Genomic DNA, 22,538 nt, shown 5'->3' with positions numbered 1-22,538 from the left:
ATCCCCTACTTCACCCCATCGTTGGAATGACAAAGGCATTCGATCCATCGCCCCCGCCATCGGGCCAGCGCTGAGTAATCTTCTTGTTCTTGGTCCAGAACTTCAGGCCTTCCATGCCGTACTGATCGATGTCGCCAAAGCCGGAGCGTTTCCACCCGCCGAAGCTGTGATAGCTGACCGGTACAGGGATCGGCACGTTCACGCCGACCATGCCCACGTTCACCCGGCTGGCGAATTCGCGCGCGGCGTGTCCGTTGCGCGTAAAGATCGCAACGCCATTGCCGTACTGATGCTCGCTTGGTAGTCGAACCGCGTCTTCGAAGTCGTTGGCGCGCACGATCTGCAGCACAGGGCCGAAAATCTCTTCCTTGTAGCTTTCCATCCGCGGCGTAACGCGGTCGATCAGGGTCGGACCGACGAAGAAGCCGTTCTCATGCCCTTGCAGTGTGAACCCGCGGCCATCGATCACGATTTCTGCACCTTCGGCTTCAGCCGTATCGATCCAGCCTTCGACCCGCGCTTTGTGCTCGGGCGTTACAACCGGGCCGTAATGCGCGTCCGGATCGTTCGAAACACCAATGCGCAATGCGTTGATTGCCGGGATCAGCTTTTCGCGCAAACGATTGGCGGTGTCTTCGCCAACCGGTACGACGACAGGCAATGCCATGCACCGCTCGCCTGCGCTGCCAAATGCCGCGCCTGCCAGATCATTGACCACTTGATCCAGATCCGCGTCAGGCATCACAATGCCGTGGTTTTTCGCGCCGCCGAATGCCTGTATGCGCTTTGCATTCGCACTGCCGCGTGAGTAGATATATTGCGCGATGTCAGAGCTGCCGACAAAGCTGATCGCGGGGATATCCGGATGGTCAAGGATCGCGTCGACCATTTCCTTGTCGCCGTGAACCACTTGCAGCAAACCGTCTGGCGCACCTGCTTCCAGAAACAGCTCCGCGAGGCGGACGGGGACTGAGGGATCGCGCTCTGACGGCTTCAGAATAAAGGCATTTCCGGCCGCACATGCCATACCGAACATCCACATCGGGATCATCGCTGGGAAGTTGAACGGTGTGATGCCTGCACCGATGCCGAGCGGCTGACGCATGGAATAGACATCGATACCCGGCCCGGCGCCTTGGGTGTACTCGCCCTTGAGAGCCTGCGGGATACCGCAAGCATATTCGATCACTTCCAGCCCGCGTTGAACGTCGCCTTTCGCATCGTCGATCACCTTGCCGTGCTCGGAGCTAAGCAGTTCGGCAAGCTCCTGCATGTTATGTTCGATCAATTCCTTGAACTTGAACATCACACGTGCGCGCTTTTGCGGATTGGTCGCCGCCCAGCCGGGCTGGACCGCCTTTGCTGTCGCCACCGCTTTATCGAGCAGAGCCGCATCGCCCAGGGCAACTTCGGCTTGAACTTCGCCGGTTGAGGGATTCCAGATCTGGTGCTTGCGTGTAGAGGGAACGCTCTCCCCTCCGGCTAGAAAATGATCAACTTGCCGCATCATTATTCCTCTCGAACCTTCGAATCTTTCGCGCGCTCTACCTCTTCGCAGTTGCGAATCCAAGCCAAGCCGCGTTCATGTGTGTGATACTAGCCGCGCATGTCCGCTTCACCTATCTGATTGACCATCTTTGGCCTTTGCGGCAATGCGCGAGCCCGGATCGGGGTGCGGGTGTAGCTCAATGGTAGAGCAGCAGCTTCCCAAGCTGACGACGAGGGTTCGATTCCCTTCACCCGCTCCAGATTAGGGATAGAACGCCGGGCGCTTCGCCATCATTGCCGCAACGCTTTCACCGAATTCGGGCGATTGCAGCTGGTTTGCGAAATGCACGCTTTCGGCCATCATGCGATCTGTGATCTCGGCATTGCGGTTTCGGACCAGCGCCTTTGCATGGCGCATCGCATTGGGCGCGGCATTCGCGACAACCATGGCAAGTTCGCGCGCGCGGGCGTCAAATTCAGCGTCATCAAACATGCGGGAGATCAGCCCCATGCGCAGCGCCTCTTCCGAAGTCAGCGTGCGCCCGGTCATGAACACGTCCATCGCCGCGGCCATGCCGATAGCTTCTGGCAGCAGCAGAGAAGAGGCTGCTTCTGGCACCAATCCCAACTTCACAAAAGGCGCGCTGAACGTCGCCGATTGTGCGGCATAAACCAGATCGCAATGCAGTGTCAGCGTAAGGCCCACACCAATAGCTGGCCCATTCACCGCAGCGATCAAAGGTTTGGGGCAATCCTTGATCGCGTGGAGAAACTGGATGACCGGCGGATTGTTCTCACCGCGCGGACCCATGGCAAAATCCTGCAAATCATTGCCAGCGGTGAAATATGCCCCGTCACCGGCACCGTCCGCTGTAATCATAAGCGCGCGGTTTTCATCATCCACGGCATAGGCATTCACCGCATCGGTCATCGCTTGATACATGTCTTGAGTGATTGCGTTGCGCTTGTCTGGGCGGTTGAACGCAACCGTGATCAGGCGGTCGCTTTGCTCGATGCGGATATGGTCAGTCATAAAGGGGGGTCCTCAAGTTTCTTTGAGGCTGCCCATATCGATGACGAAGCGATATTTCACGTCACTTTTTTCCATCCGGTCATAGGCATCGTTCACTTCCTGCATGCGGATGATCTCGATCTCTGGCAGCACATCATGCTCTGCGCAGAAATCGAGCATTTCCTGCGTCTCTGCCAATCCGCCAATCCCGCTGCCGGTCAACACCTTGCGGCCCAGTAGAATACCGGAATGCATTTCCGGCAACATATCGATCACGCCTACCAGAACTTGCACGCCATCGATCTTCAGCAGGTGCAGGTATGGGGTAATGTCATGGCGCACCGGGATAGTGTTCAGGACCATGTCAAAGTAGCCGGCCTTGGCTTTCATCGCGTCCTTGTCTGACGTGTTAAGAAATGCGTGCGCGCCTAGCTTTTCGGCATCCTCACGCTTGCTTTCACTGCGGCTCAGCACGGTAACTTCCGCGCCCATCGCGGCAGCCAGCTTCACACCCATATGGCCGAGCCCGCCCAACCCCGCGACGGCGACCTTGCTGCCCGGGCCGATCTTCCAGGTGCGCAATGGCGAGTATGTGGTGATGCCCGCGCACAGAAGCGGCGCAGCCTCAGCCATCGGCATCGCGTCCGGAACTTTGAGCACAAACTCTTCGCGGCAAACGATCCGCTCGGAATAGCCGCCAAAGGTGGGCGTGCCGTCTCGCAAATCCTTGCCGTTATAGGTGCCGACCATCCCGTTGACGCAGTATTGTTCCAGATCCTGATCACAGTGCCGGCATTCCATGCAGCTATCGACCATGCAGCCGATGGCAACGCGATCACCTACCTCGTGCCGGGTCACGTTCTCGCCAATGGCCGCAATCGTGCCGACAATCTCGTGCCCAGGCACGACAGGATAAGTCGTGCGGCCCCAATCGTTACGCGCCGTGTGCAGGTCCGAATGGCAGATGCCGCAATGAGTGATGTCGATCAGAACATCATCTTCGCGAAGGCCGCGGCGCGTGATGTCCATCGGCCCGACAGGAGAATCCGGAGCGGAAGTGCCATAGGCCTTGGTCGGATATTCATTGGTGGCTGTTGCCATGTTGTCTCTCCTATTTGGGCGGCATTCTGATCGCGCCATCGAGGCGGAACTGGTGCCCGTTTATGTAGCTGTTACGGGCGATCTCGCAGATCAGCGATGCGAATTCCTCTGGATGGCCGAGCCGCTTGGGGAAAGGTACGCTGGCGTTTAGTTGCGCCCACATGGCCGGATTGCGATCTTTCATCCCCAGCATCAACGGGGTCGCAAAAATGCCCGGCATTACAGAATTCACACGGATGCCGATGTCCATCAAGTCGCGCGCCATCGGTAGCACCAGACCGTTCACGCCTGACTTGCAACTGCCGTAGATGACTTGTCCGATCTGCCCGTCTTGTGCCGCGACACTGGCGGTCAGTGTGATGCAACCGCGCTCACCATCTTCATTTAGCGGTTCGCTGTTGGCCATGCCCAGGGCGGAGATACTGGCGATGCGATAGCTTGCGATCAGGATACCTTCTGCGCCAAAGGCGTAATCCTCTGTCGGCAAGCGCTTGTACCGGCCGTTTTCCTTGTCCCAGCCCAGCGTCTTGCCGCGCCTGCTGGCCATGGCGCAATGCACGGTCACGCGTTCCTGGCCGTTTGCTTCGCGCGCTGCGGCGAAGCCGTCTTCAACCGACTGCTCATCCATGATGTCGACACGGTGGAAAGTGCCGCCAATCGCCTTGGCATGCGCTTTGCCGTCTTCGTCATTGATATCGAAGATCGCGACTTTCAGCCCTTGATCGGCCAGCGCCTGCGCGCTTGCACGCCCCAGTCCCGATGCGCCGCCGGTTACCACTGCCGCCATTCCGCTTTCGAGTTTCATGTCCTGCTCCCGCTGAATTGTTCATTGAGATCTCTTCTGGCCTAAATGATGGCTTAATTCCCCTCCCCAAATGGTGCATGGCTGCGCAATGGACTTGCCGCTGATCATCATGCTCGCTTGCTTCTTGGCAACAATGGGCGGCGGTGCGCAGCAGATTGTTAGTGGCTTGGCTGGCACATTGCCCAATTCCCCGATCCTCCCAAGCCTGGTGGTTTTGACGAGCGTTTTGACAGCGTTTACCATGGCCTATCTCGGTTTCTGGCTGTCTGCACATTTCATCGGGTTACCATGCGCACTGCTTGTGGCGGGTGGGTTGCTGCTTGCTGCGATCACTCTGTTTCGGAGTGAGCCATTCGTGCCCATCCGCGAACCAACCCGTTCTATAGGGGCAATCTTCATGGCGCTTTCAGGCAAGCAGGCTTTGGACGCGCCGCGCTGGCTGGCTTTCGCGGCAGGGGCTGCCATCACTGAGCCGCTTGGCATTGCTCTCGGCGTAACTTTCGGCTCTGCTGCGGCGTTGTTGAGTGCATGGATCGCTCCAGAAATGGGCCGACACACCTCCAAATTGTGCATACTCAGGATCGTGCTGGCAATGTTGGCATTGGCTGTTGCCGCGTTCGTTTTGTGGGTTGGCATAGCGGCTGGTCGTTAGCCATTGGGCTATGCATACTAAGTTTTACATTTTAGCACGCGCTTTTCGCTATTTAGTGGCCGGTGCTATGGCTATGGTTGGATCATGAAAGCGGTTGATGCGATAGAAAGTGTGGGCGCCGGCGTGATTGCCGATTGGCTTGATGCGTGCATCTCTAGCGCGCTGGAAGCCAACGAAGGTCTGGTCGCCATTACAGTGCCCGGTGGATCGACGCCTTTTCCGATCATGCAGCAATTGGTAATGAGTGATCTGGATTGGTCGCGCCTGGAAGTCTGGCCGGGCGATGACCGTATTGTGCCCGAAGATCACGAATCTTCGAATACAGGCAAAGTTCGCGCACTGTTCGAGCCTGTGGGTGCAAAGGTTCAGGCATTGGACCAGCATGTTCCGCCGCCACATTTCGCAATGGCATGGCTGGGCATGGGAGACGATGGCCACATTGCGTCGCTGTTTCCTAACACCGATCCGCAAGTTGACGATCCTCAGCTGGTTCGCAGGTTGACGCCGGATCCGCTTCCGCCGCATGCGCCCTTTGACAGGATTACACTGACCATCCCGGCATTGCTCAAGTCAGATGCGCTCCTCTTTACGCTAGGCGGAAACCCGGACAAACGGCAGGTATTCGATGCTGCCATCCGCGCCGATCATGACCTCCCAATCGCTCGGCTTCTCAGCGCTGCCACCCAACCGGTCACATGCTTCGCTTGATCGAGCGGATGCTGCCTGCACCTTTGCATCGGCTCGCGCTGAGGATCATTTTTCCGCTGCGAAATCAATGGCGAAGATGGCGCAAAGTGCCGATTGTCGGTTGCAACATCATTTTGACCGATTTCCAGGGTGACCTCTTGCTGCTCAAGCACAGTTACGGGCCGCAGGACTGGCTCTTGCCCGGTGGAGGTGTTGATCGTGGCGAACACCCAGCAGATGCCGCAAGCCGAGAACTGAAGGAAGAATTGGGCCTCGAGACTAAGAAGCTGACGCCGATCGGGGAGCTTGAAGGTGAAATTTCGGGCTCACCACATACCATGTATCTCTTTGCTGCCGTGATCGACAAACAGCCTCGACCAGATAATCGCGAGGTCACAGAAGCGCGATTTTTCCCGACGCATTCGCTGCCTCAACCTCTTGGTGTTTCGACAAGGCGTGCACTTTCGCATTGGAAGGAAGGGCGCGGGCCTACTTAGAGCAGTGATAACTGCGCATCGTCGCGCGGCGCGGCTTGCTTGGCACCGCTTTCGCCTTCCAGTTTCGAAAGCGTCAACCCCATAAGCCTGATCGGTAAAGGCAACGGCAGCAATTCATCGAGCAGTGCGCGCGAAATCCGCGCGAATTCCTGCTTGTCCGCGACCGGATGATCGACTGTTTGGGCGCGGGTGACATTTTGAAAATCGCTGTATTTCATCTTGAGCGTTACCGTGCGCCCCTTGGCCTCTGATCGCTCGATACTGTCCCACACAATGTCGATGATATTGTCGAGTGTTTCGCGTAGCGCTGGCCCAGAGGAGATATCCTCGCTGAAGGTACGCTCGCCCCCGACAGACTTGCGAACCCTGTGTGCACTGACCCTGCGCAGATCAATGCCGCGGGCGGCTCGATAGAGATAGTCGCCCATGCTCCCGAAATTGGCCTGCAGGAACTCAATGTCTTTCGCCGCAAGATCGGCTCCGGTTGCTATCCCAAGCTTCGCCATCTTCTCCGCTCCCTTTGGCCCAACGCCATGAAAACGGCGCACCGGAAGGCCTGCGACAAAATCCGCGCCTTCGCCAGGTCGGATCACGCATATGCCGTCGGGCTTGTTCTGGTCGCTGGCGATCTTGGCGAGGAACTTGTTGTAGGAAACCCCGGCGCTGGCCGTCAGCCGCGTCTTCGCTTTGATTTCCTGCCTGATCAGTTCGGCAATGCGCGTGGCAGAGCCGATGCCCAGCAAATCATTGGTCACATCCAAATAGGCTTCGTCCAGGCTCAGCGGTTCGACATGCGGCGTATAATGCTCAAATATCTTTCGGATCGTCTGGCTGGCTTCTTTATACGCATCGAAGCGATGGCGCACGAAAATCAGGTCGGGGCAGAGCCGCTTGGCGGTGACGGATGGCATCGCGCTGCGCACGCCGAATTTGCGGGCTTCATAACTTGCAGCGGCCACCACGCCTCGCCCGCCCGCACCGCCCACTGCAACCGGCTTGCCGCGCAGATCGGGGTTGTCGCGCTGTTCAACGCTGGCAAAAAAGGCATCCATATCGACATGGATGATCTTGCGCAGGCCAAGCGAATCCCCGCCGCTCTCGCTCTCATCACTGTCAGGTGATTCCGCCATATCGCTAGCCTTACGCCCAGCGGCGGTGCAGCGAAAGCACGCACAGGCGAAAATGCATCACTGGCCAAATTGCTGCTTTCTTTCACGCATCTATCCGGCCAAGAGCATGGCCATGAAGATGACAGCCGCCTCTGCATCATCCAAATTGGGTGAACGTGAACTTGTCACACTGATGGCACTATTGATGAGCTTGCAGGCGTTCGGGATCGATTCCATGCTGCCCGCGCTTGGCGTGATGGCAGAGGAACTGGGCGCAGCCGGGAATGACCGGCAATATGTTATCAGCAGCTACTTCCTTGGTGCAGGCCTGGGTGCATTCTTCCCTGGTGCGTTTGCAGACAAGTTTGGAAGGCGTCCTGTGCTGTTTGTGGGACTTGCCTCTTACATATTCTTGTCGCTCGCCTGCGCGATTGTGACCGATTTTTGGTGGCTGATCGGCTTGCGGCTTATCCAGGGAATCTCATGCGCGGGCCTTAGCGTTGTGCCCGCTGCGATCGTGCGCGATCATGTAGGCGGAGACCGGATGGCACGGTTGATGAGCCTGATCATGATGGTATTCTTGGTCGTGCCTATCGTCGCACCTGCGATCGGGCAGTTGATCCTCATGGTGGCAGATTGGCGTGTGATATTCGTTGCGATGGCCGTAATGGGGTTGGGTGTCGCGCTGTGGGTGTGGCTGCGCCTGCCCGAAACGCTGACCGAAGCGAACGAGCAAGACATCCAACCGATCACGATCCTGCGCAATATGAAAGAGGCGCTCGCGAAGCGAGAATCGGTTGGCTATGTCATCGGCAGCGCGCTGGTGTTCGGATCGTTGTTCGGATTCCTCAATTCCTCGCAACAATTGATCGCAGAGAGCTTTGGCGCGGGCGACTATTTCGCGCTGATCTTTGGTGCTTCGATCATCGGCATGGTGCTGGCAAACTTCCTCAATTCACGGATTGTCGAGAAATATGGCGCGCGGCGCGTGGGGCATGCGGCGCTGATCGGCTTTCTGCTGGTCAGTGTGGTTCAATTGTGGTCGGCGAGAAGCGAGGAACAGACGCTTTGGGAATTCGTCCCGCTACTCAGCATGTCGATGGCGTGCCTTGGCTTTGTCGGCGCGAACTTTGGCGCAATCGCGATGCAACCTTTCCAGCATATCGCAGGCGCTGCATCATCGATCCAGACCAGCATTCGCATGACCACCGGCGCGGTGATGGGGGCTCTGATCGGCCAGGCTTATGATGGCACTGCGGGGCCATTGGCGACAGCGATGGTGATCTGTTCCTGCCTTGGCTTGGCCTGCATCCTCTATAGTGAGCGCGGAAAGCTGTTCCGCGCACCCGGAGAGGCGCGGCGTTATATGCAGATGCATAAGAATTATTGAGGCGTTTTGTTGCGTGCCGTCAGAACATCCGTCCTGACCTTTACCGAGCCACCCGCTCCCTACACCCTTCCACTCGGATCCTACTCAGGAGTGGCAATCCGGGTGGCCAGGCTTAATCAGAATTCAGTTTCCGCCAAGCCAGATCTGCAAATTCGCACAGCAATGGCCGCGTATCGCGCGGGTCGATGATATCCTCGACATTGAAGCGTTCAGCGCTTCGGAACGGTGACGTTACCTTGTTTAGCCGTTCCTTGATCTCTTCAAGCAGCGCCTCTGGATCATCGGCTGCTACCAGCTCTGACTTGTAAGCCACTTCCAGCCCGCCAGCGATTGGCAGACTTCCCCAATCACCTGACGGCCAGCAGAATCGGTATTGGTAGAGGTCTGCATTGCTCATCGCGCTGCCGGCAATGCCATAGGCGCGCCGCAATACGATGCTCGCTAGTGGCACAGTCGCTTTGTAGATCGCGTTCATGGCCTGCACGCCATAGCGGATTGTGCCTGCCATTTCGGCTTCGCGGCCGATCATGAAGCCGGGATTGTCGACCAGATGGACGATTGGCAGGCGGAACTGGTCCGCGAGTTTGACAAAGCGCTCTACCTTCTCGCTGGTCTTCGCATCCCACGACCCGCCAAGGAAGCTGGGATCGCTGGCCACCACGGCGACCGGCCATCCGTCTAGCCTTGCCAGCGCCGTGATCGCGGCGCGGCCCCACATCTTGCCGATTTCGAACACAGTGCCTTGGTCGAACACCATGTCCATGCAGCGGCGCATCGAATAGACTTGCTTGTCTTCGCGGGGGACGAGGGAGAGCAAGGCTTCTTCGCGGCGGTAAACCGGATCGGTGCAGTTGGAACGGCGCGCCAGTTGTCCGACATGTTCGGGCATGAAGGCGAGGAAGTGTCGCGCGCGGGCAAAGGCTTCAGCTTCGGATGCGACTTCATCATCGACCACGCCATTGCGCGTGTGGATGTCGCTGCCGCCGAGTTCTTCCTTGGCGCGGGCGTGATCGTCAGAACCCTTGTAGCTTTCGCCCAATCCATCGACCACGGCGGGGCCAGCGGCGAAAATCTGGCTTAGGCCGCGTACCATGATTGAATAGTGGCTGGCGGCGACCCGCGCGGCGCCAAGACCCGCTGTCGGCCCCAGCGCCAACGCGACAACCGGCACAGTGTCTAGGTTTTTGACTGTATCGCCCCACCCGGGAACCGCGGGAATATAGGTCGCGCCGATCATTTCCAGCGTTTTGACCGATCCGCCGCCGCCCGTGCCATCGATCATCTTGATGATCGGCAGCTTCAGCTCATGCGCCATCTGCTCGGCCTGTACCATCTTGCGCTTGATGCCTGCGTCTGCCGCGCCGCCGCGAATGGTGAAATCGTCGGCGGTTGCCACCACCGGGCGACCATGCACGGTTGCCTTGCCGAAAAGGAAGGGTGCGGGAAGCACGCTGACCAGATCGCCGTTCTCGTCATAGGTCGCATTCCCGGCGACCTTGCCAATTTCGCGGAAGGAGCCTTCGTCGCAGATCGCGTTCAGCCGCGCGCGGGCATCCATCTTGCCGCGACCATGCTGCCGCGCGACCTTTTCCGGCCCGCCCATTTGCTCGGCGAGCTCTTCGCGCTTGCGCAGTTCCTCGAGTTCGCGCTCCCAACTCACTCTTCGGACGGCTCCACCACGCACAGCACCGCCTCGACCTGCACCTGCCCGCCCTCGCTGGCGGAAAGTTCGGTCACGGTCCCGTCGAACGGGGCGGTGAGCGCGTGCTCCATCTTCATCGCTTCGAGCACCATCAGGCGCTGCCCAGCGGTCACCGCATCGCCCTCGGCTACATTGACGGCAATGACCTTGCCCGGCATCGGCGCGAGGATCGCGCCGTCGGCAGCTGAGGCATGGCCGTCACCATCCGAGCGCAAAGAGAGCATGAAGGTGCGACCGCGTTCGACCACAACAGCATGATCAGCATCGATAGCTTCAACCTCGCGGATCACGGAAGGAGAGTTCGAGCCATGCGGGTTATAAATCGACATAGGATGGACGACGACGCTTTTGGTCGATCCGCCAACCATCACCGCGGCTTTTGCATTTGAGGGCTGGTTAAGCCGAAAGCCCAAGGGCCAGAACTCTATTTCCGCTTTGGTTTCGCCGTATGACTCTGAATGAAAATCGGAGACGAGGTGCGCGATCGCGTCTTCTAGCGCATCCGTCGAAGGCTCGTCTAAAATTGTGAGATCGTCGGCGTGCTCTTCGATGAAGCCTGTCGAGACATTCGCCGCGCGAAATTCTGGGTGCGACAAACATTCGAAGAGGAATGCAGCATTGGATACGACCGGCCAAACTGAGCTGCGTCCGACGATGTGAAGGAGTGAGTCAATAGCCCCTTCGCGATCTTCACTGCGGCTTATAAGTTTGGCGATCATAGGGTCGTAATTCGGGCTGATTTCATCGCCTTCTTCCACGCCTGTTTCGATGCGGTCTGATGCACCGTAGTCGCGAAGGTAGAAGTGATTGAGCCGCCCCATGCTCGGCAAAAACCCTTTCGCCGGGTCCTCCGCATAAAGCCGCGCTTCGATGGCGTGGCCGTTGATGCTCAGCTCTTCTTGGCTTAGCGGGATTGGCTCCCCGCTCGCCACGCGCAGCTGCCACTCCACCAGATCGACACCGGTGATCTCCTCGGTCACCGGATGCTCGACCTGAAGTCGCGTGTTCATTTCCATGAAGAAGATGCGGTCGGCGCGCAGGCCTTCGCTGGCATCGGCAATAAACTCGATCGTGCCCGCGCCTTCGTAATCGACCGCCTTGGCAGCGCGCACAGCGGCGGCGCAGATGTCCTCGCGGGTCGCCTCGTCCATGCCGGGGGCGGGGGCTTCCTCGATCACCTTTTGGTGGCGGCGCTGGAGCGAGCAGTCGCGTTCGAACAGGTGGACGACATTGCCGTGGCTATCTCCGAACACCTGCACCTCTATATGGCGCGGCGAGGTGATCCATTTTTCCAGTAATACTTCGTCATTGCCGAAGCTCGCCTTGGCCTCGCGCTTGCAACTCTCCAGCGCGGCTTCGAAGTCGGCCGGGGCATCGACCTTGCGCATCCCCTTGCCGCCGCCGCCTGCGACCGCCTTTATCAACATCGGATAGCCAATGGCATCGGCCTCTCTCTTTAGGCGCTCGGCCGACTGGTCTTCGCCCAGATAACCCGGCGTCACAGGGACACCGGCGGCGATCATGCGCTCTTTCGCCGCATCTTTCAGACCCATCGCCTCGATGCTGGCAGGCTTCGGCCCAACCCAGATCAGCCCGGCGTCGATCACAGCCTGAGCAAAGCCCGCATTCTCAGACAGGAATCCATAGCCCGGGTGGATCGCCTCAGCGCCGGTCTCTTTCGCCGCCGCGATGATCTTCTCGCCCACGAGATAGCTTTCCGCTGTTGGCGAGGGGCCAATGTGCACCGCCTCGTCCGCTTGCCGCACATGCAGCGCTTTGGCATCGGCGTCGGAATAAACTGCAACCGTCGCGATCCCCATCGCGCGTGCGGTGCGGATGATGCGGCATGCGATCTCGCCACGATTGGCAATAAGAAGCTTTGAAAACATGTGCTCAACGCTACGCGCTGGCGGCATTCTCAGCAAGATCGGAACGCCGCCACCGTGGCTCGTCGTCAAGCTGCGGCGGACGGTTGACCAATGCTTCGGCGAACGCGGCGAGCGCGTGCCCGATCTTTTTTACTTTGGATGTGTAGACCCTGTGGTCCCATGCAGCGGGGCCTTTGGCCAGCACTTCGCGGCCAATCGCAGTGTAGATGCGCGCCGCGGAAAGTATTGCCCAACGGCAGCGGAACGGCAATCTTGCCGCACCGATCCGTGAAGAGGCCGCATGCACCTGCATCCGCCGGACAAGCCGCGCCGCCATATCGGCAAGCTCCTGCCGATAGTGCGGCTTGGTGTGCTGACCGGGCTCGATATCTTCCTCGACCAGCCAGATTGCCGGTAGATAGCAACGCCCCGCGGCGTCATCTTCCACGACATCACGTGCAATATTCGCCAGCTGAAACGCGAGGCCTAGATCACAAGCGCGATCCAGCGTGTCCGCATCTTCGCGCTTCACACCCATTACTAGCGCCATCATCACGCCAACCGCGCCCGCGACATGCCAGCAATAGCGCATTAGATCGGCTTCGGTGCGTGGGCGCCAGTCTTCCGCATCAAGCTGGAAACCTGCGATTACGGCTTCGGCATCGTCAATTGTCAGCCCGACCTCGTTGGCAACCTGTCCGAAAGCGTCGAACGCAATGTCGCCGGTTTCCTCACCTGCAAGGGCTTTGGCGGTCAATGAGCATATAAGCTCGACCTTGGCCGCGATATCGGATTGGTCACCCAGTTCACCGCCCATATCCTGCGCATCGGTTAAGTCATCGCAGCGGCGGCACCATGCGTAGAGCATCCAAACTCGCTCTCGCGTGGTACGGTCGAATAAGCGGCTGGCAGCGGAGAAGCTCTTCGAACCTCGCTTGATTGCAAGGCGGCTTGCTTCGACTAGTTCGGGACGGGTCATGGTTGACCCGCTGCCTGGCCAGCCTGCACCCTCCACCCTTCCACCCGGATGGTATCCCGGTCGGCTCCGGGTGGAAGGGTGGAGGGTGCAGGCGGCGCGGACATCAAAAAAGAACGCCTTTTCACAGATCCTCGGCTTTCATGCGAAAGATAGGCGTGTGGGGTTCATACGCGGTCATTTTGTTAATCAGGCCGCCTATAGTCGTATCGTGGATCAGGATGTTCTGATGCGCCGGGCGAACAAAGCCGACTTCCGCCATCTTTTCATTGAAGGCGATCAGATGATCGAAAAACGCCATCGTGTTGAGCAGGCCTACAGGCTTGGAGTGATATCCAAGCTGCGCCCAGCTCATCGCTTCCCAAAGCTCGTCCATGGTGCCGACCCCGCCGGGTATCGTGACGAAACCGTCCGACAGATCGGCGAAGCGCTGTTTGCGCTCATGCATGCCGGAAACAGTGTAGAGCTCTGTGCAATCGTGATTGGCGACCTCTGAATTAAACAGCGCTTCGGGGATCACGCCGATCACTGCGCCTCCTGCATCGAGCGCACCGCGAGCAACCGCGCCCATCAGGCCCAGCCGCCCGCCGCCATAAACGACGCCAATCTCGCGCAAGGCCAGCGAGCGACCAACCTCAGTAGCTAGTTCGATATAGCGTGCATCATCCGGCGTGGCGGAGCCGCAATAAACAGCTAGGCGGTTCAGTTTTTGAGTCACGCAGGCGTCTTTACGCCCAAGTCTTCTAGCATCAAGCCCGCAGTTGCTTTTGCGCTGCCGACAACGCCGGGAATGCCTGCACCCGGATGCGTGCCTGCGCCCACAAGATAGAAATTGTCGATCAAATCGTCGCGGTTGTGACCACGCAGATAAGCGCTCTGCCACAGCACCGGCTCAAGGCTGAAAGCGCTGCCCAGATGGGCGTTCAGGTCATGCGCAAAATCATTTGGTGCATAGCTGAACTTGGTCACGATCCGGTCATGGATGTCAGGGATCAGACGACGCCCAATTTCATCCAGAATGCGCTTTTCAAGCATGGGGCCGACTTCGTCCCAATCCACCGCCAGTTTGCCCATATGAGCGACCGGGACCAGCGCGTAGAAGGTGCTCTTGCCCTTGGGCGCCATGCTGGGATCAGTCACCGTGGGATGGTGCAGATAGATGCTAAAATCCTGCGGCAGCACACCTTGCTTGTAGATATCATCCAGCAGGCCTTTGTAGCGCGGTCCGAACAGGATCATGTGATGGGGGATGCCAGGCCATGTGCCTTCAAGCCCGAAATGCACCACAAACAGTCCGGGGCTGAAGCTTTTGCGCGATAAAGACTTCGCATAATCCTTGCCGCGCTTGGTGCCTTTCAGCAGGTCACGATAGGAATGCATAATGTCCGCATTCGAAGCGACCGCGTCAAAACGTTGTTTCCACCCGCTGGCGGTTTCGACTTCGCTCGCCTTGTTGCCGATGGTGTGAACCTGCGTCACGGCATCGCCCACGCGCATCGTACCGCCTAGTCGCTCGAAGTGGCGCACCATTCCGGCGATCAAGCGGTTGGTGCCGCCGCGTGTCCACCACACGCCGCCATCTTTTTCCAGCTTGTGAATCAGCGCGTAAATCGCACTGGTGTTCATCGGATTGCCGCCAACCAGCAGCGTGTGGAACGACAGCGCTTCGCGTAGCTTCTCACTTTTTACATAGCTTGAAACCATGGAATAAACGCTGCGCCAGGCCTGTTTCTTGATCAGCGCGGGCGCGGCTTTCAGCATGCTTTTGAAATCGAGGAAGGGCACGGTGCCGAGTTTCAGATAACCTTCCTCGTATACGCCGGCGGCATATTCCAAGAATTCCGCATAGCCTGCGATATCGGCAGGGTCGAGCTTTGCGATTTCTGCATTCAGGCTCTCTTCGTCATTCGAATAATCGAAGTTCGTGCCGTCGGGCCAGTTGAGCCGGTAGAACGGCATTACCTTCATCAGCTCAACATCTTCGGCCATGTCGTGGCCGGTGATTTCCCAAAGCTCTTTCAGGCAAGGGGGGTCAGTGACAACTGTTGGCCCACCATCGAAAATAAAGCCGTCCTTTTCCCAGAAATAGGCCCGCCCGCCGGGTTTATCGCGGGATTCAATAACGGTCGTTGCGATGCCAGCTGATTGCAGCCGGATCGCAAGTGCCATCCCGCCAAATCCGGATCCGATCACGCAGGCCGTCTTCCCTTCATATTTGGCAGGATCGGCTATTTGCGGTGCGCGGACCAGCGGTGTAACTGGCGTGGAGGCGGCGTTCATTCGGTTTTCTCCATGATCAAGGGATCCCCCTTGCTCGCAAGCGCGCGGATTGCACGCGAAATAGGTACAGGCGGCTTGCCAGTGAAGATGCGGAACTTGTCAGGCAAGGTCGTGTGGCACGCATAGAATCGCTCAATCAGATCTTGTGGGAGCCGATAGAACTTTTGAAAAATGTCCACACGGCGTTCTGGTTCCGCAGCTTTGAAAAGCATTCGGCCCAGCGCGCGGTAAATCGACGTCTTACGCCAATGTTTATTGGCACGTTCACGGACGAAATGCGCCAGCAGCGGGCCGGACAAGTGGGCATGAGAGGCGATCGCCAATGCGTTCTCGACAGCGATCGGCATAGTGTAGCTGGTTAGCGGGTGGCTGAACCCGCCACGCGCACCCGCCATGGCAACCCCCGGGATGTCGATGCTGGCCCGATAGGCGTCGAAATTGCCGCCAGTGATGACGGGCAAAATGCCTTTCTCACGGCCTATCTCGACCCCATTGCGGAAACCCTTTTCTGCTGCATATTCATCGATCCGACGACTTAGCAAATCCTCGTCAAGTACCCGGGTCTCGTCATAGTAGGTGTCTTCCAAGAACAGCTCATCCTTGGCCAGCGGCAGCACATACATAAAACGATAGGCGCTATGATTGCCTGCTGGCGTATGCTGATCGACACTCGCATCCATTATCACCGGCTGCGACAGCCCATGGGGCTGATCATATTTGAAATGACGTCCGGTGAAGATCTGCCAGCCGCCCAGCAAATGTTTTGAAGGCGGCACACTGCGAGAATCAATAACTGCGCGGGCAGCAACGCGTTCGCCGTTTTCTAGCGTAACACCGGTCGCTTCGAGCTGATTAACTTTGCAGTCAATGCGCAGGGACTGATTAGGCAAGAGATCGCGCAAAGCAGCGTCGAAGTCAACCGAGGACAGCGAGCGGTATCCTGCCTCCATTGACCGATGATAATCAGGGAAAGCGACTTCATAGCCATTATTCCATTCGGTTTTGGTAAAGCCATCCAGCAGCGAGTTCCCTTCGTCAGAAAGATCGCTGCCAAACCAGCTCCAGCGGTGATGCCCGCCAAGCGCCTTGCCCGCCTCTATCAGCTGGAATCGAATTTCGGGATGTGCGCGATGCAGCGCCAGCGCGATCAGCCCGCCAGCGAGTCCGCCGCCCACAATTGCTACATCGGTTTCGCGCCCATTCATTGTGGCAGAACCCCTACCCTAGCATCGATGCGGCGGCAATGGCGTGGCGCGCAATCCCTAGAGCCTGTCTGCGGTTTCCTTGCATGCGCTGCAGCCATGCCTCTTACTTGGATCATAGAAAACTGATCCACAGCCGCAAGGCGATTCTTGCCTCCGCCGCGATCTCAATCTTAGCGGTGTTCATCTTGCTAGATATGGACCGTCCGTCGACCTACGGATGCGCCTTTCACTTCGCGGCGCGGCGAAGCTGATCAGTTTACTGCCATATTCGGCGTGGCCTGTGTTTTCTGGATAGCTTAGTGGTTCTCCAAAAAGAAAGGGCCGCCCGATAGCGCCCCTTCCTCGATTTTAGTCGTGCAGAGACGCTCTATTCGCCACCGTCTGCTGCGGCGCCTTTGGCACCATCCGCTAACTGCGGGCGCGGGCCGGGCATTTCGGCCTTGCGGTCGCCGGTTTTGAGATAGGTTTCGAACCATTCCATCATACGCAGATTGTAGTCATAGCGGCTGCCAGCCATGCGATTGCCGTGACCTTCGCCCGGATAGAAAACCAAGCGCACCGGTACGTCAGGCTTGCGAACCTTCAGCGCGCGATAAAGCTCCAGGCTTTGGCCCGGATCGACGCGCGTATCTTCCTCGCCATGCATGATCAGTGTTGGCGTGTTGGCCTTGTCGACGTGATAGACAGGTGACACTTCGAGCATCTTCATCCAGTCATCCCACGGCCAAGCGCGGCTATGAACATTGTACATCTCGTAAGGGATGTCGCCGGTGCCGAACTTGCTGACCTGATTGGAAATGCCAACGAACATCACAGACGCCGCGTATTCAGCAGAATGATAAGTCGCGCCCCATGCCGATGCATAACCACCATAGGATCCGCCGGTAATGCCGGTGCGGTCAGAATCGGTAATGCCTTCGGCGACTAGCGCCCGCTTCGCATCTACGATGTCGGCAAATTCAGGATCGGTGTAATTGCCCTGATGCTGTTTAGAGAATGCGGTGCCGTAACCGGTTGAGCCGCGATAGTTGGGCAGGAACACGGCATAGCCTTGGCCAGCGGCAACCTGCCCCGGCTTCGAATAGGCTGTAATCCAGCCGTTCGATTCGTGCGCCTCAGGACCGCCATGGACATTCATGATGGTGGGTGCACCGCCCTCGGGAATACCGCCGACTGGCAGCACCAGTACGCCTTGAACCTGTTGTCCGTCGCGCGCGGTATAGGTGTAGATTCGCTGCTCCCCGAAGGTGATCTCGCTCAGCCACGGGTTGTGTGACGTCCACCGCTCGAATGCGTTTGCGCGCAAGCGCGGGTTCCATACGAACAACTCGGTAGGGTGCTTGGGGGAGTTGGCGGAAACCGCAACCTTGCCGCCGGCGGATTCGACGCTGGTCAGTATCAGCGAACCCGGATCGACTTCTCGGTGCACGCTGCCATCGGCGTTGTAGATGCGCAGAACGCTTTGCGCGCCGACATGCACGATGGTTGCGAGGCGGCCATTGGCCATCCATTCTGCATCAACTGTTGCTTCAGCAGCGCCTTCGTTGAGCGCGCGGTAATTGCCGGTTGCGACATCGACCAGATGCAGCGTGGTTTCCGCCGGATCGTGTTTGTCGACGCCAGCAATCATGGAGAGTTGCGTGCCGTCAGGTGAGACTTCCACGTCGCCCAGCTTGCCCGGCGTCGGTACGATAGCCTTCACATTGCCATCGGCCAGGTCGATGATGTGGACGCGCAATGATGTGTAAGTGTCGTCGATCTGCGGGGTCGGCTTGCTCTGCACGATGCCTGTCTTGCCATCGGGTGTGATGTCGAAACCGGTCACGTAGGCAGGGACAGGAATCTGGCGTGGTTCCGCGTCCACTTCTTCGCCAACCTTGGCTTCGAACAGGCGGCGCAGGCGTGCCTCTTCTTCATAGACGACAGAATTGAAACCAGCTTTACGTTGCTCGGTGCGCTGTTTGTCTTCTTCCGCGGTGGCCAGCATGAAGATGCTGTTGCCATTCGGGCCCCACACATAAGACAGGACATCGCTATCAGCGATTTCCGCAAGTTTGCGATAGGTACCGCCGGCTACTGGCACGCCCCATACGGCGTTATCTTCACCTTCAGCGCTCCAGGTGAAGCTGACCATGCTGCCATCGGGGCTGAATTGAACGCCACTCGGGCTGACATCTTCCCGCAGATATACTGTTGACGTGTTCGGGCCGGTTGCAACTTTCAGGACTTGCTCGAAGCCGCCATTGTCTTCGCCTTCGCTTACATCAGGTAGGCTGGCGGTAGTGTAAGCGATGCGTGTTCCATCAGGCGACACAGCGATAGCGCCGATGCTTTCGATCTTGGCGACATCTTCCGGCGTCATCGGGCGGGCTGAAGCGGTCGCCGCAATAGAGACAGATGCGAGCAGAGTCGCAGCACTCAAAGCCATGCGATTCATAAGAAAATTGTCCTCTCGTGATTGACTGTTGCGCGCCTGATAGCGGCAATGCGGGGAAATTCAAATGACGGAACGGGCAAATCCGCCCCTTGTATCCTCAATGCAGAACGCGCAACACAGGTCCCGAAAGGGAGATAAATATGCGTGTTTTCTCGGGACTGATGGCGGCAGCAGTGGCTTTAATGAGCAGCCCGGCGCTGGCCGACACTACAATTATCCATGCAGGGGCGGTGCTAACCGATGCGGATAGCCGGCCAAGCGGGCCGGCCACGATCACGGTGACTGACGGAAAAATCGTCAGCATTGTGGATGGCTTTTCGCCAACGCCAGAAGGCGCCACTATGGTGCATCTTGATGAACACACTGTCATGCCCGGTCTGATCGACCTGCATACGCATCTATCCGGCGATCCGGGTGGTGATTTTCGCGACGCTGCTGTCAATCCGGCGGAATGGTATTCATTTGTTGCGGCCAAGAATGCGCGCATCACAGCGCTTGCCGGATTTACCACCATTCGCGATCTGGGTGCACGCAGCGATCAGGTGATGCAGTCTTTGCGCCGTGCAACCGCTGAAGGTTTTGTGCCTGGTCCGCGCATTATTGCCTCTACGCGTACGATCGCAATTGTTGGCGGCCACGGAGACACCAACGGCTTCAATGAGCATGTGAATGATGCGCTGGACAATGACTTTTCCTGCACTGGCCCGATTGAGTGTTCAGAGAAAGTGAGGCTGGCATCGAAATATGGCGCTGACCTGATCAAGATCACCGCGACCGGCGGTGTATTGTCGCAGCAAGGCCGCGGGCTGGAAGCGCATTTTACCGACGCAGAGATGCGCGCGATTGTAAAGGCGGCCAATTCATTGGGACTGGAGGTTGCGGCCCACGCACACGGCGCACGCGGGATCGAAGCGGCGGCAAAGGCCGGCGTGCAGACTATCGAGCATGGCACCTATATTGATGAAGCGGCAGGCAAGGCGATGCGCGAGAACGGGACTGTACTGATCCCTACGTTAATGGCGTTCCAGGGCATCAAGCAAAGGCTTGGCAAGGGCATTTATACGCCAGTGGTAGAAGACAAGGTACAGCAGGTTGCCGCCTTTGCTGAAAGCATCATCGAGCGCGCAATCATGTATGATGTGAAAGTGGCGTTTGGCACGGACGCTGGTGTATTCTCGCACGGCTTGAATGCAGGCGAACTGGCCTTGATGCGCAATGGTGGCATGTCGGATAGGGAAGTGCTTGCCAGCGCGACCACAGGTGCCGCTGAAGTGCTCGGCATGGAAGACGAGATCGGTCGCATCGCGCCGGGTTTCTCAGCCGATATCATCGCAGTGAAAGGCAATCCGCTTGAAGATGTGAGCGTGCTGGAGAATGTCGATTGGGTGATGGTGCGAGGGCGCGTGGTCGAATGATCACCTGATCCCGGGCCAAGCCAAAGGCTGGACAATCTTTCTTGCGAAGTGCACTCTCTCTCCGGGGAGAAGAAGGGAGAGGGTCAATGGCGCACCTGATGCGTTTCGCGGGAGCATTGTTTGCAGGGGCTGCGATGGTCACGCCGCTCGTTCCAGCGCAAGCTGATGTACCTGAACGAAGGCAGGCACTGTTTGGCGATGTGCATGTTCATTCGCGCAATTCGTTTGACGCCTACATCTTCGGCATTCGTGCCACGCCCGATGATGCCTATCGCTATGCGCGCGGGGAAACGATCCGGCACATGGCTGGTTACGACATTGCGCTGAAAGGCGGCGCGCTCGATTTCTACGCTGTGACCGACCACGCCGAGTATCTTGGCGTTCTCCCTGCGATGGATGATGAAAACCACCCGCTTTCGCTGCTGGAATACGCCGCAGACATGTTCTCTAGCGTTCGCGAGAAGATTTCGGAGGCTTTCGGAAAGATTGCGGGTACGCTGCGTTCGGGCGAAAAGCTTGAGGAAGCTTACGATGTTGACGTGATGCGTTCGACATGGGCGGAGATCAACGCCGCGACAGAGCGATATTATAAGCCAGGCGAGTTCACGACCTTTCACGGCTACGAGTTCACCAGTGCTCCCAGCAACCAGAATTTGCACCGGATCGTGCTGTTTCGTGGTGTGAATCGGCCCAATCTCCCGTTCAACAGTTTCGATTCGCAAAATCCGGAAGGTCTGTGGAGCTGGCTCGATGCCTTACGTGGCAAAGGGATCGAAGGGCTCGCCATCCCGCACAATTCCAATGTCTCGAACGGCAAGATGTTCGAGATGACGACCTATGATGGTGGCCCGATCACGGCCGAATATGCGCGGCAGCGGATGCGCAACGAACCGATTGTCGAGATGAGCCAGGTTAAAGGCACATCTGACACGCACCCCTTGCTTTCGCCCAATGACGAATGGGCCAATTTCGAAGTCTACGAGACGCTGATCGGAACCGATATCAAGGGCCGGACGTCTGGCAGCTATATTCGCCAAGCATTACAACGGGGCCTCACGCTAGAGCGGCAATTGGGGGTAAACCCATACGAGTTCGGACTGATCGGTTCCTCCGACACACATAATGGCGGTGGTCCTGTCGATGAAGATCGATTCTTTGGCAAAACCGGCGCGCTTGACGGGACGCCCGCGGGCCGCCGCGTGGTGGCATCGGATGCGGACCTTGGGCTCGAAGGTGCAGCCGCCACGCCGTTTTATAAATGGAGCGCAGCGGGGCTGGCGGGCGTTTGGGCGGAGCAGAACAACCGCGAAGACATCTACGACGCGTTCCGCCGCAAAGAGACGTTCGCGACATCCGGCCCGCGGATCAAAGCGCGGTTGTTTGCAGGCCATGGCTATCCTGCTGATATTTTTGATCGCGATGATTTTGCCCGTCTCGCCTATGCGGGCGGTGTCCCCATGGGAGGTGATCTGGGCAGTCATGGGGAGGGTGCGCCAACCTTCCTTGCTGAAGCGATGAAAGACCCTGACGGTGCAGGCCTGGAGCGTTTGCAGCTTATTCGCGGATGGGTCGATGACGATGGCGACCTGCAAGAACAAGTCTATGACATTGCTTGCGCTGTTGGCACGCCGGACAGGCGCACGCATCGCTGCCCTGCAATGCGCTCTGGCGTTGATACCAATACTTGCACGACCCCATCGAGCTATGGCGCGGCGCAATTGACCGCGCGATGGCAAGAGCCGGATTACAATCCTGATCGCCGCGCATTCTACTATCTGCGTGCGATCGAACGGCCGACTTGTCGCTGGTCAACTTGGGAAGCAAACCGGCTAGGGCTGCCTGTGCGTGATGGCCTGGAGCTGACGATCCAAGAACGCGCGTGGAGCTCTCCGATTTGGGTGGGCGGCTAAGCCG

18 protein-coding genes and 1 tRNA gene are annotated in these 22,538 nt (G+C 58.2%); 7 read left to right on the top strand and 12 right to left on the bottom strand.

Features of this window, described 5'->3' with window-relative positions; translation table 11 throughout:
• Nucleotides 1–10: 10 nt before the first annotated feature.
• Nucleotides 11–1,507, bottom strand: a complete 1,497-nt coding sequence (locus QQX03_RS00430) for a CoA-acylating methylmalonate-semialdehyde dehydrogenase (protein ID WP_285976917.1) — start codon at nt 1,505–1,507, stop codon at nt 11–13.
• 167 nt (nt 1,508–1,674) lie between these two features.
• Here QQX03_RS00430 and QQX03_RS00425 point away from each other — a divergent pair.
• A tRNA-Gly gene (locus QQX03_RS00425) sits at nt 1,675–1,748 on the top strand.
• Nucleotides 1,749–1,750: 2 nt separating this feature from the next.
• Here QQX03_RS00425 and QQX03_RS00420 read toward each other — a convergent pair.
• Genes QQX03_RS00420 through QQX03_RS00410 form a run of 3 tightly spaced genes read right to left on the bottom strand, consistent with a single transcriptional unit; the run spans nt 1,751 to nt 4,406 of the window.
• On the bottom strand, nt 1,751–2,521 hold the full coding sequence (locus tag QQX03_RS00420) for an enoyl-CoA hydratase-related protein (RefSeq protein WP_285975927.1): 771 nt from the start codon (nt 2,519–2,521) through the stop codon (nt 1,751–1,753).
• A 12-nt stretch (nt 2,522–2,533) separates the two neighbouring features.
• Nucleotides 2,534–3,601, bottom strand: coding sequence for an NAD(P)-dependent alcohol dehydrogenase (locus QQX03_RS00415; protein WP_285975926.1), 1,068 nt, complete (start codon nt 3,599–3,601; stop codon nt 2,534–2,536).
• A gap of 10 nt (nt 3,602–3,611) precedes the next feature.
• Nucleotides 3,612–4,406 (bottom strand): SDR family oxidoreductase, encoded by a 795-nt coding sequence (locus tag QQX03_RS00410; protein WP_285975925.1) that lies wholly within the window; start codon nt 4,404–4,406, stop codon nt 3,612–3,614.
• A gap of 88 nt (nt 4,407–4,494) precedes the next feature.
• Between QQX03_RS00410 and QQX03_RS00405 the strand changes: the two genes are divergently transcribed.
• From QQX03_RS00405 to QQX03_RS00395, 3 genes are all read left to right on the top strand, one after another.
• Nucleotides 4,495–5,058, top strand: a complete 564-nt coding sequence (locus tag QQX03_RS00405; protein ID WP_285975924.1) for a hypothetical protein — start codon at nt 4,495–4,497, stop codon at nt 5,056–5,058.
• 84 nt (nt 5,059–5,142) lie between these two features.
• Nucleotides 5,143–5,766: a 6-phosphogluconolactonase gene (locus QQX03_RS00400; protein ID WP_285975923.1), complete on the top strand. Its 624-nt coding sequence runs from the start codon at nt 5,143–5,145 to the stop codon at nt 5,764–5,766.
• The gene (locus tag QQX03_RS00395) at nt 5,754–6,242 is read left to right on the top strand and encodes an NUDIX hydrolase (protein ID WP_285975922.1); all 489 of its coding nucleotides are present in this window, start codon (nt 5,754–5,756) and stop codon (nt 6,240–6,242) included. Before QQX03_RS00400 ends, QQX03_RS00395 begins: the two co-directional genes overlap by 13 nt.
• Here the strand turns inward: QQX03_RS00395 and dinB are convergent.
• Nucleotides 6,239–7,372, bottom strand: a complete 1,134-nt coding sequence (gene dinB / locus QQX03_RS00390) for a DNA polymerase IV (RefSeq protein WP_285975921.1) — start codon at nt 7,370–7,372, stop codon at nt 6,239–6,241. The two genes, QQX03_RS00395 and dinB, sit on opposite strands and share 4 nt — an antisense overlap.
• Nucleotides 7,373–7,484: 112 nt before the next feature.
• On the opposite strand from dinB, the gene QQX03_RS00385 reads away from it, so the two are divergent.
• The gene (locus QQX03_RS00385; RefSeq protein ID WP_285975920.1) at nt 7,485–8,741 is read left to right on the top strand and encodes a multidrug effflux MFS transporter; all 1,257 of its coding nucleotides are present in this window, start codon (nt 7,485–7,487) and stop codon (nt 8,739–8,741) included.
• A gap of 112 nt (nt 8,742–8,853) precedes the next feature.
• Here the strand turns inward: QQX03_RS00385 and QQX03_RS00380 are convergent, their stop codons facing one another.
• The 7 genes from QQX03_RS00380 to QQX03_RS00350 form a co-directional block, all read right to left on the bottom strand.
• Complete coding sequence (locus QQX03_RS00380; protein WP_285975919.1) at nt 8,854–10,401, bottom strand: acyl-CoA carboxylase subunit beta; 1,548 nt, start codon at nt 10,399–10,401, stop codon at nt 8,854–8,856.
• A complete protein-coding gene (locus tag QQX03_RS00375) occupies nt 10,398–12,332 on the bottom strand; it encodes an acetyl/propionyl/methylcrotonyl-CoA carboxylase subunit alpha (RefSeq protein ID WP_285975918.1) in 1,935 nt (644 codons plus the stop codon). The genes QQX03_RS00380 and QQX03_RS00375 overlap by 4 nt, the downstream gene beginning before the upstream one ends.
• Nucleotides 12,333–12,342: 10 nt before the next feature.
• Nucleotides 12,343–13,290 (bottom strand): phytoene/squalene synthase family protein, encoded by a 948-nt coding sequence (locus tag QQX03_RS00370; protein WP_285975917.1) that lies wholly within the window; start codon nt 13,288–13,290, stop codon nt 12,343–12,345.
• A 121-nt stretch (nt 13,291–13,411) separates the two neighbouring features.
• Nucleotides 13,412–13,993: an LOG family protein gene (locus tag QQX03_RS00365; RefSeq protein ID WP_285976916.1), complete on the bottom strand. Its 582-nt coding sequence runs from the start codon at nt 13,991–13,993 to the stop codon at nt 13,412–13,414.
• 8 nt (nt 13,994–14,001) lie between these two features.
• Complete coding sequence (locus tag QQX03_RS00360; RefSeq protein ID WP_285975916.1) at nt 14,002–15,567, bottom strand: phytoene desaturase; 1,566 nt, start codon at nt 15,565–15,567, stop codon at nt 14,002–14,004.
• Nucleotides 15,564–16,772 carry a lycopene beta-cyclase CrtY gene (gene crtY, locus QQX03_RS00355; RefSeq protein WP_285975915.1) on the bottom strand — a complete coding sequence of 403 codons (1,209 nt, stop codon included), beginning with the start codon at nt 16,770–16,772 and terminating at the stop codon, nt 15,564–15,566. The genes QQX03_RS00360 and crtY overlap by 4 nt, the downstream gene beginning before the upstream one ends.
• Nucleotides 16,773–17,139: 367 nt before the next feature.
• A complete protein-coding gene (locus QQX03_RS00350; RefSeq protein WP_285975914.1) occupies nt 17,140–19,209 on the bottom strand; it encodes a S9 family peptidase in 2,070 nt (689 codons plus the stop codon).
• A 140-nt stretch (nt 19,210–19,349) separates the two neighbouring features.
• Between QQX03_RS00350 and QQX03_RS00345 the strand changes: the two genes are divergently transcribed.
• On the top strand, nt 19,350–20,624 hold the full coding sequence (locus tag QQX03_RS00345) for a metal-dependent hydrolase family protein (protein WP_285975913.1): 1,275 nt from the start codon (nt 19,350–19,352) through the stop codon (nt 20,622–20,624).
• An 86-nt stretch (nt 20,625–20,710) separates the two neighbouring features.
• On the top strand, nt 20,711–22,534 hold the full coding sequence (locus QQX03_RS00340) for a DUF3604 domain-containing protein (RefSeq protein WP_285975912.1): 1,824 nt from the start codon (nt 20,711–20,713) through the stop codon (nt 22,532–22,534).
• The last annotated feature ends 4 nt before the right edge of the window (nt 22,535–22,538 follow it).

It is taken from the genome of Altererythrobacter rubellus (assembly GCF_030284385.1).
Lineage (GTDB): Bacteria > Pseudomonadota > Alphaproteobacteria > Sphingomonadales > Sphingomonadaceae > Erythrobacter > Erythrobacter rubellus.
Note: the sequence above shows the minus strand (reverse complement) of the source record. Positions and strands in the feature narration are given on the sequence as shown.